The 12,751-nt window shown below is 44.9% G+C and carries 6 protein-coding genes; all 6 read left to right on the top strand.

The window, feature by feature from the left end; translation table 11 throughout:
- Positions 1 to 200: 200 nt before the first annotated feature.
- A complete protein-coding gene (locus ACFFGT_RS09020) occupies positions 201 to 1,571 on the top strand; it encodes an alpha-L-fucosidase (RefSeq protein WP_446686297.1) in 1,371 nt (456 codons plus the stop codon).
- Between the two features lie 309 nt (positions 1,572 to 1,880).
- Positions 1,881 to 4,556, top strand: coding sequence for a glycoside hydrolase family 2 protein (locus ACFFGT_RS09015; RefSeq protein ID WP_377022193.1), 2,676 nt, complete (start codon positions 1,881 to 1,883; stop codon positions 4,554 to 4,556).
- Between the two features lie 10 nt (positions 4,557 to 4,566).
- Entirely contained in the window at positions 4,567 to 6,867 is a 2,301-nt protein-coding gene (locus tag ACFFGT_RS09010) for a family 20 glycosylhydrolase (protein WP_377022192.1), read from the top strand.
- Positions 6,868 to 6,876: 9 nt separating this feature from the next.
- A complete protein-coding gene (locus tag ACFFGT_RS09005) occupies positions 6,877 to 8,994 on the top strand; it encodes an alpha-L-fucosidase (RefSeq protein WP_377022191.1) in 2,118 nt (705 codons plus the stop codon).
- Positions 8,995 to 9,063: 69 nt separating this feature from the next.
- Positions 9,064 to 11,340: a GH92 family glycosyl hydrolase gene (locus tag ACFFGT_RS09000; protein WP_377022190.1), complete on the top strand. Its 2,277-nt coding sequence runs from the start codon at positions 9,064 to 9,066 to the stop codon at positions 11,338 to 11,340.
- 248 nt (positions 11,341 to 11,588) lie between these two features.
- Positions 11,589 to 12,674 carry a DNA topoisomerase IB gene (locus ACFFGT_RS08995; RefSeq protein ID WP_377022189.1) on the top strand — a complete coding sequence of 362 codons (1,086 nt, stop codon included), beginning with the start codon at positions 11,589 to 11,591 and terminating at the stop codon, positions 12,672 to 12,674.
- The last annotated feature ends 77 nt before the right edge of the window (positions 12,675 to 12,751 follow it).

Raw genomic sequence — 12,751 nt, 5'->3', positions numbered from 1 at the left:
ACAATAATAACATATTAAAACCGAAAAATAAAATTTTATGATGTAAGTTGCGATGTTTTTTAAAAAATTTTAAAAAGTGTGTAGGCAATACACCATATAAAATTGTCAGTAATTTATAAAATAATAGCTTGATGAAACGATTATTTACGGTATTTCTTTTGGTTTTTGGATGTTTCGCCGTGTTGGCCCAAAAGCACAATATGTCAAAGCAATATGTTCCTGCCGGAGACCCCGCAGTTGAGCAAAAAATAGCAAACTGGCAGGATCTTAAGTTTGGTTTGTTCATGCACTGGGGTACCTACAGCCAGTGGGGCGTGGTTGAAAGCTGGAGCATTTGCCCCGAAGATGAAGGCTGGACACAACGCCGCGGTCCGTATGGTGCTACCTATAATGGCTATAAGGCAGCTTATGAAAATTTGCAAACCACTTTTAACCCAACCAAATTCAATCCCGAAAAGTGGGTAAAGGCTGCTAAGGATGCCGGTATGAAATACGTGATCTTCACCACCAAGCACCACGACGGTTTTTGCATGTTTGATACCAAAGAAACCGATTATAAAATTACAAGCAGTAAAACCCCTTTTTCAACCAACCCAAGGAGTAACGTAACTAAGGAGATCTTTAACGCATTCCGTAAAGAAAACTTTATGGTGGGCGCATATTTTTCCAAACCCGACTGGCATACCGAAAACTACTGGTGGCCATACTTTCCGCCTAAAGACCGTAACGTAAACTATGATCCGGCTAAATACCCTGAGCGCTGGCAAAAGTTTAAAGATTTTACCTATAACCAAATAGGTGAATTAATGAGCGATTATGGAAAGGTTGACATTTTATGGCTGGATGGGGGATGGGTACGCCCGAAAAGCAGTGTTGATACTACTATTGACTGGCAGCGCGGTATCAAGTTTGACCAGGATATTGATATGCCTAAAATAGCCGCCATGGGCAGACAAAAACAACCGGGACTTATCGTAGTTGACCGTACAGTAGCCGGAAAATATGAAAACTACACTACTCCCGAGCAGGAAGTACCTGAAGTGCCGCTCGATCATCCCTGGGAAAGCTGTATAACCATGGGTAATTCATGGAGCTACGTTCCCGGCGATCATTATAAATCGGTGCAGCAAATTGTACAGTTATTGGTGAAGATCGTATCGCGCGGCGGCAACCTGCTCATGAACATTGGTCCCGGCCCTGACGGCGACTGGGACCCGGTTGCTTACGAACGCTTGCAGGGGATCAGCCAGTGGATGAAGATCAATGGCGAAGGAATCTATGCCAGCCAATCAGTAGCACCGTATTCAACAGGTAATATATACTATACCAAAGCTAAAAGCAGCAACACCATTTACGCCTTCGCCCTGAGCGATCAGGAAAAGGTAGTTTTACCGGCTACTGTATCAGTAAAACTGAAGGATATTAAAAAGGTAAAGAAAGTTACCCTGCTTGGCAGTACCCAAAGCCTTAAATGGAAACAGGCAGCCGATGGTATTGACATCAGTATCCCTGCAAAATTGCAGCGGGAGAGTGGGCTTAATGAAGCGGCCGGGTTTAAGATAGTGTATTAATTATATAGTAACCAAACACCAAACAAAAACATCATGTCATTTCGACGAACGGGAAGGGCTGAGTAATGGGAGTGAGGAGAAATCTTATACAAGCGATGAGCGAACTGCTAAGTCGCGCGTATAAGATTTTTCGCTATCGCTCAAGAGATAGTTTCTCCTCGCGCCACCGTACAACCCGCCCATGCTCGTCGAAATGACAATTGGTTTTGCATCGTCAATCAGACAAAATACCACATAATATAGCCAAGTTTTTACAGCTAAAATGATTTGGCAGTTTTATAATTTTGATCATTCATCCAATCTAAATAAATGACAACAACCCGTCCGGCAGGCAGATCTGCATTGTTTAAATTTTCATTAGTGTTATCTATCCTTACTTCAGGCGTTTATCAAAACGCGGAGGCCCAAACCAGTTATGAGCTAAACAGCGGCTGGAAATGTACCTCAATGAATAGTGTTAAGGATAACGGAGCCACGATATCGCAATCTAATTATGATCTGGCTGCATGGAACCCCGCGGTTGTTCCCGGTACGGTATTAACCACCCAGCTTGCCAATAAACAGGTTCCTGATCCTTTTTACGGCATGAACAATGAAAAGATCCCTGATATTTATAAAGTAGGCCGTGATTATTATACCTACTGGTTCGCCAAAGATTTTAAAGAAGCTGCACCTGCAGGCAGCAACCAAACATACCTTAACTTTCGTGGTGTAAATTACAGCTGCGATGTTTTCCTGAATGGCCATAAGCTGAACAGCAAACTGCATAAAGGCATGTTTTTACGCCAAAGCTATAACATTACCAAATGGTTGAGCAAAAGCGGCAGTAACCGTTTAGCTGTTATTGTTTATCCTCCGGATGTTGTTGGCAATCCCAATGGCGGCCAGGGCGGCGACGGTACTATTGCCCGTGGCGTAGGGATTCAATATACTGCCGGCTGGGACTGGATCCAGCCCATCCGTGATCGTAATACAGGCATCTGGGATAAAGTAACTATTGAACATACCGGTGCTGTAGTTATTAAAGATCCGCATGTAGTTACCCTGGTTCCGGGTGTTCGCCTGCCGGAAGGTGCGCAGCAACCTGCTATTGTACAGGTATCGGCCGAGCTTGAAAATGCTACAGGCGCTGCTGTAAGCGGTACTTTACAATATAATTTAGATGGCAAGCTGGTATCGCAGCCGGTTACGCTGAAAGCCAATTCAAAACAGGAAGTTAAACTGGCCGATTACAGCCTTAAAAACCCTAAACTTTGGTGGCCAAATGGCTACGGTCCGCAAAATTTGTATAAACTTAATTTGCAGTTTGTTGCCGGTGGTAAGATATCCGATCAAAAAAATATTGAAGTTGGTGTACGCCAGATCACTACCGAGTGGAACAGCAAAACTGAAAGTCGCCAGGTTAATGTGAACGGCCAAAAGGTGTTTATTAAAGGCGGTAACTGGATCATCTCCGATCAGATGCTGCGCTTCAGCGATGCCCGTTACGATGCCGAAGTTCGTTTTCACCGTGATATGAACCTGAACCTGATCCGGGTTTGGGGTGGTGCGCTGATTGAACGCCCTGAATTTTACGAGGCTTGTGATAAATACGGGATGCTGGTTTTCCAGGATATGTGGGGATCAGGTGATTGTAATGGCCGCTGGACCGACCCAATGAAATTGGACGACCAATGGACACGCCGCAAATACCCTGATGACCATGACCTGTATTTAAAATCGGTAGCCGACCAGGTTAAACTGGTACGTAACTATCCGTCGCTGGCTATTTGGTGTGGTGGTAACGAGATCACCCCGCCCGAGGATATTTTTGCAGCCCTGCGTGATACCATTATGCCAAAGCTGGATAATACCCGCTGGTTTATCCCGTATTCAAACTCCGAAGAAATGTCGCGCAATGTACAGGGCGGCAATGGTGACGGGCCTTACGGCGTTCAAAGCCTGACAACTTTTTGGGATCACAGAACTTATCCGTTCAACTCCGAAGTTGGTTCGGTTGGTGTAAGCGATTATGAATCGTTAAAACGCTTTATCCCCGCCGAAAACATGGTGTTGCCGCAATACGATGCATCAACCGGCAAAACAACAACCGATCCGGTTTGGGATTATCATAAATATATTGGTTACGATGGCTTTATTGATAAATACGGCAAAGCCAAAAATGTTGAGGATTTTGCAACAAAAGCACAGCTGGTAAACTATGACCAGTACCGTGCGCTGATGGAAGGTTTCAGCTCGCACATGTGGGATTGGTATACAGGTACCATCATCTGGAAAACCCAAAACCCATGGACTGCCATGCGCGGCCAGATGTATGATTATTACCTTGACCCTAACGCCTGCCTTTACGGTTTGCACAGCGGAAGCGAGCCCCTGCACATCATGTATAACCAAACAGATGGTATGGTAATGGTAGCCAACAATACCTTTAAAACACACAGCAATATGCTGCTGGTGGCCAAAACCTATGATATGGATGGCAAGGAAAAGGTACTGACACAGGTTTTTGCCGATGTAACACCCACTACTACTAAAAGATACCTTTCGTTAAAACACGAAATTGAAAAAGAAGCTAAGGACAAAGGCGTATTCCTTTGCCTGCAGTTGCTTAAGTCGGATAAAGAAGTGATCAGCGAAAATATTTACTGGCTGCCTGATGCTAAGGGCGATTTTTCTGGTCTGCAGAAAATGCCTGCCGGTAATTTAGGTGCTACTGCCAAATACCTGAAAAACGGTAAGGTTGAAGTGACCTTGACCAATGAAGGCAACGGCGCGCTGGCATTTTTTAACCGCTTGTCATTAGTTAATGCCGAGAGTAAGCAACGCATTTTGCCTGCTTTTTACAGCGATAATTATATAACCGTGCTGCCAGGCCAAACTAAAAAAGTGGTTATCGACCATAATCCAGGTGCTGATAAAAACCTTGCTGTAACCATTGGCGGCTGGAATGTTGCTGAAAGAACCATCTCAATCGACAAACAATAAACAGAAGCAAATGAAAAGTATTTCAAAATATTTGTCGGCAGCGGCGCTGATGCTTACCTGTGCTGGCGGTGCAATCGCTCAGGAAACAGCTTCAAAATTTCCCTTGATCCCTTATCCAACGCATTTGGTGGCAGGTAAAGGCTCGTTTATAATTAAACCAGAGATCTCATTAATTGTTGAAAGCGGCACCCCGTTTAAAAGCGAAGCTGATGAAATGAACAAATTGCTTCTTAAAGCATTTGGCAGCAACAGAAAGAAGGTCGCCAAAAACACCATGCGTTCAATAGTGTTTGCCTATGATAGCAGCATTTCCTCGTCCGAAGGTTATAAACTGGATATTACTTTAAGTGGCATCACCATTAAGGCAAAGGAAGCTGCCGGGGCTTTCCATGCAGTTGAAACTATCCGTCAGTTATTGCCTGTTGCTCTTGAAACAGGTGCTGTACAAAAAACTTTATCATTGCCGGTAGTTTCTATTGAAGATGAACCCGCTTACGAATGGCGAGGCATGCACCTGGACGTATCAAGGCATTTCTTTTCTATCAGCTACCTGAAAAAGTTCATCGACAGGATGGCTTTATACAAAATGAATAAGCTGCACCTGCATTTAACTGATGATCAGGGCTGGCGCATCGAAATAAAAAAATACCCGCTGCTTACCGAAGCCGGTGCATGGCGCACGTTCAACAACCAGGATTCGGCCTGTATGAAACGGGCTAAGGATAATCCTGATTTTACGATAGATAAAGAGCACATCATCCAAAAAAATGGTAAAACCCTGTACGGTGGTTTTTATACTCAAGAGGAGATGAAAGGTGTGGTAACTTATGCTGCTGCAAAGCATATCGATATCATCCCCGAAATTGACATGCCGGGCCATATGATGGCGGCTATCAATTCATACCCATATTTAACCTGCGACGGCGAAAATAAGTGGGGCGAGTTGTTCACCAAACCTATTTGCCCCTGTAACGAAACCACTTTTGAATTTGCAGAGAATGTATTCAGTGAGATCATACAGATCTTCCCCTCGAAATATATCCATATCGGCGGTGATGAGGTTGACCGTACCAACTGGGGTAAATCAGATGCCTGTAAAGCTTTAATGGAGCGTGAAGGCATTAAAGACCTGCCCGCACTGCAAAGCTATTTCATTAACCGAATGGAGAAATTTTTTAATTCCAAAGGCCGCAAACTGATAGGTTGGGATGAGATCATTGAAGGTGGTATCAGCCCTACAGCTATTGTAATGTACTGGCGCACCTGGGTGCCCGATGCCCCGGTTAAGGCTGTAAAGAACGGCAATACTGTGATTATGACCCCTGGCGAGCCACTTTACTTTGATAACCAGCCCGATCAGTATTCGGTAAGCAAGGTTTATCACTTTAACCCCATCCCTAAAGTGCTGAATGCCGAAGAAGCGAAGTCAATTATAGGAGCGCAGGCTAACCTGTGGTCTGAAATGATCCCTTCCGAAAAACGTGCCGATTATATGTACATGCCGAGGCTAACCGCTTTGGCCGAAATGCTTTGGACGCACAGGGAAGATCAGTATGATTCATACCTGCAGCGTTTAACCGAACAATATAAAAGGATGGATGCGCTGAAGATCAATTATCGCCTGCCCGATCTGCCAAACCTGCTTAATGAATATGTTTTTACTGATGAAGGTAAACTGAGCATAACCGCACCGCTGCCAGGCCTTACCATCCGTTATACTACCGATGGCACTTTGCCCGATATGAAATCGCCGGTATTGCCATCGCCCTTAAGCATTAAAAAAACAGAGTTGATAAGAGTGGCTGCTTTTACACCGGCCGGTACCCGTGGCGATGTCTATAGCCTGAACTATACGCAACAACAAATGCTTGGCCCGATTAAAATTGCCCCGCCAAAACCAGGGTTGAACGCCACTTACTACAAAGCGTTTTTTAAACAAACAAGTTTGATGAAGGATGCAAAAGTTGACAGCGCATTTACAACCGATAAAATTGAAGTGCCTTCAACAGTAAAAGCGCCATCATTTGGTATCACTTACAAAGGGTACATAGATGTGCCAACCGATGGCATTTACAGCTTTTTTCTCACCTGCGATGATGGAGGTGTGCTGTACATTGGCAACAACGTAGTGGTAAATAACGATGGTAACCACTCGGCCCAGGAACGCAGCGGACAGGTGGCGCTAAAAATGGGTGCACATCCGTTTAAGCTTGATTTTATTGAAGGTGGTGGGGGCTTTAAGCTGTTGCTGAAATATAGTGTTAATGGCTCGGCCCCGCAGGATGTGCCGTCGTCATGGTTTAAAAACTAATAACCAATTATGAAGAAGTTTACAGGCATTGCCTTATTGTTACTGGCCGCCGGTTTAAATGGCTTTGGCCAAAAGCCCCTCAAGCCATATGGTGCATTGCCCACGCAAGGCCAGCTTAACTGGCAGGAAACAGGGATGTATTGCATCATTCACTACGGAGTTGATACTTATACCAACAAGGAGTGGGGGTACGGCGACGAAGATCCGAAGATCTTTAACCCAACACAGTTCAGCGCCTTGCAGATAGTCGCCGCGGCAAAGGCCGGTGGTTTTAAAGGCGTGGTGGTTGTTGCAAAGCATCATGATGGTTTTTGCCTTTGGCCAACTAAAACTACCGAACATAATATCAGCAAAAGCCCTTATAAAAATGGCAAAGGTGATATCCTGAAAGAATATCGCGAAGCTTGCGACAAACTGTGCATGAAACTGGGTGTGTACTGCTCGCCATGGGACAGGAACAATCCTAACTATGGCACCGCCGAATATGTAAAGATCTATCGCGAACAGCTGAAAGAATTGTACACCAACTATGGCCCTTTGTTTATTTCATGGCATGATGGCGCCAACGGCGGCGATGGCTATTATGGCGGCAAGCGCGAAGTAAGGAAAATTGACCGTTCCACTTATTATGGCTGGGATACTACCTGGGCCATTACCCGCAAATTGCAACCAAATGCCGTATTATTTGGCGATGTTGGCCCGGATGTACGTTGGGTAGGTAACGAGGAAGGCCACGCAGGTGAAACCTGCTGGGCAACCTATACGCCTCATGCCCCGGATGAAGGCAAGATCCCGGCAAATGGATACGTAAAAGATTATGAAGGTACCGAGGGTACCCGCGACGGTAAATACTGGATGCCTGCCGAATGTGATGTGTCGTTACGCCCCGGATGGTTTTATCATAAAGCTCAGGATGAAGGTGTAAAGTCACCCTATACCTTGCTCGATCTGTATTATAAAAGTGTTGGCCGCGGTGCAGCGCTTGATTTGGGTTTATCGCCCGATCCGCGCGGTATCGTTAATGAGATCGACGTAAAATCACTGACCGAATTTGGTAACCTGCTTAAAAAAACTTTTGCGGTTAACCTTGCAAAGGGCGCTACGCTTACCGCCAGTAATGTACGTGGCGGGAATAAAGCAAAGTTTGGTCCGCAGTTTTTGCTGGATGGCGATAGGTACAGCTATTGGGCAACTGACGATAAGGTAACTACACCATCTTTAACCATCGATCTGCATTCGCCAAAAACATTTAATGTGATCCGCCTGCGCGAGAATATCAAATTAGGGCAAAGGATTGAATCTGTTGCTGTAGATGCTTATTTAAATGGCAAATGGGAGCAGATAGGCGCGGCAACCAGTATTGGCGGTAACAGGCTGATCCGTTTAACACAAAATATAACTGCCAGCAAATTAAGGCTGCGGATTACCGCATCGCCGGTAGCTATAGCTTTGAGTGATTTTGGGATCTATAAAGAGCCCGTTCACTTAACTGCGCCAAAGGTGTCACGCAACAAAAGTGGGGAGATAAGCATTACTACCGAAGCTCCTGTAACCGCAATTCACTATACGCTTGACGGGCATGAGCCAACGTTAAGTTCACCTGTTTACAGCAAGCCATTTACACTGAATGAAGGCGGGGTGGTTAAAGCCCGCAGTTTTGAAGGCAAGGATCAGCAAAGTGAAAGTACTTATGTGTCTTTCGGCTACGCTAAAACCGATTGGAAAGTATTGGATGCTACAGCTGCTAATGATGGTTGGGGAAAAGCAGAAAATGCTTTCGATGAAAATACCGGCAGCCTTTACAGCACGCTGAAAAAAGAAGATGCGCAATTCCCGCAGCAGATCAGCGTTGATCTGGGTAAAGAGCAAAAGATAAAAGCATTCGGCTATTTGCCAAGGCAGGACAAGCAGGCCGATGGCATAGTGGACAGCTATGTGTTTTACATTAGTAAAGATGGCAAAGCCTGGGAGAAAGTAGCTTCAGGAGAGTTTGCCAATATCAAATCGAGCCCTATTGAGCAGCCTGTAGTTTTAAAGCAGGCATTATCCGCAAGGTATTTTAAATTTGAAGCCACGCATGTAATTGCAGGAAATGGGATTACCGTGGCCGAATTAAGCGTATATTAATAATCTATTAAGTATCGGGGTTTACTTTGTGAGCAATATAAACCTCAATACCATCATCTAAAATAAAGAATGAAAAAACAACTCGTTTTGGCTGGTTTGCTGGCCCTGGTTAATTTAAGCTCGTACGCACAAAGGCACAAATCCCAGCCTATGAAAAAGGCGGCCGGTTTAACGCAATATGTCGATCCATACATTGGTACCGGTTTTCATGGGCACGTTTTTGTGGGTGCCAGTGTTCCTTTTGGCGCGGTACAGTTAGGCCCAACCAATATCTCTGAAGGCTGGGACTGGTGCTCGGGCTACCATATTTCTGATTCTACCATCATCGGCTTTCAGCATACGCATTTAAGCGGTACAGGTATCGGCGATTTGGGCGATATCTCCTTTATGCCAACAACAGGGCCCATCAATGTATACAAAGGCAGTAACAAAAATTTAAAAAGCGGTTATGTATCATTGTTCAGCCATAAGGACGAGGTTGTAAAACCAGGCTACTACAAGGTAAAGCTTAAAAAATACGATATCGGTGTTGAGCTTACTGCCAGTACCCGCGTCGGGATGCATAAGTACACTTTCCCGGCAACAAAAGATGCGCATATCCTTATTGATTTGCAGGAAGGCATTGGCTGGGACAAACCAATGGAAACCTATATTAAACAGGTTGATCAAAATACCATTTGCGGCTACCGTTTTTCAAAAGGCTGGGCAGATGATCAGCGGATTTACTTTACGGCGGTTTTCTCTAAGCCTATCAAAACTTTTGCCGTTTATGATAGCACTGCCAATGTAAAAGGCACCGAGCTTAAAGGGGCTAAAGTAAAAGGCGTAATAAGCTTTGCTACTACAAAAGGCGAAGTAGTTTATGCCAAAGTGGGGATTTCGCCGGTAAGCGCTGAGAATGCCATGCTTAACATCAAAGCCGAAATACCGGGTTGGGATTTCAATAAAGTAGTTACTGATGCCGATGCAGCCTGGAATAAACAGTTGCAAAAGATCACTATTAAAGCCGATTCATTATCACAGATGAAGAAGTTTTATACTGCCTTTTATCATACCATGATAGCGCCATCTATTTTTAACGATGTAAACGGCGAATATTGGGGAACCGACAAAAAGGTACACAAAAACGAGGGCTTCAATAACGTAACCACATTTTCGTTATGGGATACTTACCGGTCAAATAATCCGCTGTCAACCATCATCCACCCCGAGCATGTGAACGATATGATCAACTCCATGCTGGCTATTTATCAGCAGCAGGGCAACCTGCCGGTTTGGCATTTAATGGCTAACGAAACCAATTGTATGGTGGGTTACAGCGCGGTACCGGTTGTTGCCGATGCTTTGTTAAAAGGCTATAAAGGCTTTGACGCTAATTTGGCTTATGAGGCTATGAAAACCACCGCCATGGGCGATGAGCGTGGCGTTAAATACGTAAAAAAATACGGCTACATCCCGGCTGATAGCAGCCGCGAATCGGTTTCAATGGGCCTTGAATATGCTATTGACGACTGGAGCCTGGCGCAGGTGGCCAAAAAATTAGGCAAAACTGAAGATTATGCTTATTTCAGCAAGCGTGGTGCCTATTACAAAAACTATTACGATGCTAAAGCAGGTTTTATGCGCGGCCGTTTATCGCAGGATGCATGGCGCACACCTTATAGCCCTTTCATTTCTATCCATGAAACAGGCGATTTTACCGAAGGTAACGGCTGGCAGTACACCTTCCTTGTTCCGCAGGATGTGGAAGGCCTGATCAGCATGCTGGGCGGGGTAGATAAATTCAATACCAAGCTCGATTCGTTATTTATCGCCCAGGGCGATATGGGTAAATTTAAATCGCCCGATGTATCCGGTTTGATTGGCCAGTACGCACATGGCAACGAGCCGAGCCACCCGATGAGCTACTACTACGCTTACGCAGGCAAGCCATGGAAAACTGCCGAAAAGGTTAGGTTTATCCTGGATGATTTTTACACCGATAAACCGGATGGCATTATCGGTAATGAAGACGTAGGGCAGATGTCGGCCTGGTATGTGTTATCAGCTGTAGGCTTTTACCCTGTTAACCCGGCCAACGGTCTGTACGTATTTGGCAGCCCGGTAATTAATGAAGCTACACTGCAATTGCAGGGGAATAAAAAATTCCACGTAGTGGTTAAAAATAACGGCCCTAAAAACAAGTATATCCAGGCTATGACGCTTAACGGCGCTGATTATACCAAAACTTATATCAAACATACCGATGTGATGGCAGGCGGTGAGTTAATTATTACTATGGGCGATACGCCTGGCACGGTTTGGGGTGTTGGCGAGGCTAATAAAGCGGTTTCGGTGTTGAAGTAATTCCTCTGATGAAAGCACACTTCCCCCATGTCATTGCGAGCGCAGCGTGGCAACCGCACAGAAGCAGAGCCGCCCTGTACAGTATGTGATTGCTTCGTACCTCGCAATGACATAATTATATTAATGAAAAAGGGATGCCCGACGGGCATCCCTTTTTCATTAAAGAGTGTTAAGGCAATAATCTAAAATATCTCCATAAGATAAATCCCTAATTAAAACTTAATCTCCCCTCCGCATGTTATCTCTCCATGAACCGCCTCCTCAAAAAGCTCGAAAAAATTGGCCGCGACCCGAAAGTAACTGCAAAGGCAGTAGGCCTGCGTTATGTATCCGATTCATCACCGGGTTATACCCGCAAAAAATCTGGTAAAGGCTGGAGCTATTATGATGCGGACGGCGTTTTGGTAAAAGATAAAGAGCTGATCACAAGGTTCAATAAACTTGTGATCCCACCGGCATATACCCACGTTTGGATCTCACCGTATGAAAACGGCCACCTGCAATTTACCGGTACCGATGCCGCCGGGCGCAAGCAATACCGTTACCATGCCCATTGGAACCAGATCCGGAACCAATCCAAATATCACAGGATGCAAACCTTTGCAGCGCACCTGCCTGCAATTCGTGAGCAGGTGGATAAAGATTTAGCGAGGCGTAATCTCGATCATGAAAAGGTGGTTGCGCTGGTAGTGCGGTTAATGGAACTCACAAGTATCAGGGTGGGGAATGAATCGTACAAAAAGCTTTACGGTTCATTTGGTTTAACCACCCTGCAAAACAGGCATGTGAAGGTTGAAGGTTCCAATCTCAGGTTTGAGTTTAAGGGCAAAAAAGGTGTTTTTCATAAAGTACAATTACAAAGCCGCAAACTTGCCCGGCTGGTAAAACAATGCAGGGATATCCCCGGGAAAGAGCTTTTTCAATATTATAACGAGGATGGTACCAAATGCAGTGTTGGCTCGGGAGATATCAATAGTTATCTGCATGAAATAACCGGTGAGGATTTTACCGCTAAGGATTTCCGCACCTGGGCTGGCAGCGTAAGTGCATTATACGCTTTTAAAGAGGCCGGAGAGTTTGACAGCGTTACAGAGTGTAAAAAGAAGATAGTGAGTGTTTTGGATGAGGTGGCTATAAACCTTGGGAACACGCGTACTGTTTGTAAAAAATACTACGTGCACCCATCGGTTATTAAAAGCTATGAGGAGGGAACCATTTTCAAATATATCAGCCAGCTTGATGAACGCGAAGATGTAAAAGCCGCCGAACTTAATATTGCTGAGAAAGCTTTACTCAACCTGCTGGAAACGGAAAAACTGGCCGAGGCCAGTTGAAGGTTGATTATGTTTAAGGTTGCTTAAGAGAGGGGTTACTTCTTTTTAACTATTAACTGATCTTATCGAAATAAAAC

The organism is Mucilaginibacter angelicae (assembly GCF_042434235.1).
In the GTDB taxonomy this organism is placed as follows: domain Bacteria; phylum Bacteroidota; class Bacteroidia; order Sphingobacteriales; family Sphingobacteriaceae; genus Mucilaginibacter; species Mucilaginibacter angelicae.
This window is presented reverse-complemented; position numbering and strand designations above follow the sequence as displayed.

What these genes read in the sequence shown, in the direction of transcription:
- ACFFGT_RS09020 (WP_446686297.1), top strand. Translation starts at nt 201, where the DNA reads ATGTCAAAGCAATATGTTCCTGCCGGAGACCCCGCAGTTGAGCAAAAA.
- ACFFGT_RS09015 (WP_377022193.1), top strand. Translation starts at nt 1,881, where the DNA reads ATGACAACAACCCGTCCGGCAGGCAGATCTGCATTGTTTAAATTTTCA.
- ACFFGT_RS09010 (WP_377022192.1), top strand. Translation starts at nt 4,567, where the DNA reads ATGAAAAGTATTTCAAAATATTTGTCGGCAGCGGCGCTGATGCTTACC.
- ACFFGT_RS09005 (WP_377022191.1), top strand. Translation starts at nt 6,877, where the DNA reads ATGAAGAAGTTTACAGGCATTGCCTTATTGTTACTGGCCGCCGGTTTA.
- ACFFGT_RS09000 (WP_377022190.1), top strand. Translation starts at nt 9,064, where the DNA reads ATGAAAAAACAACTCGTTTTGGCTGGTTTGCTGGCCCTGGTTAATTTA.
- ACFFGT_RS08995 (WP_377022189.1), top strand. Translation starts at nt 11,589, where the DNA reads ATGAACCGCCTCCTCAAAAAGCTCGAAAAAATTGGCCGCGACCCGAAA.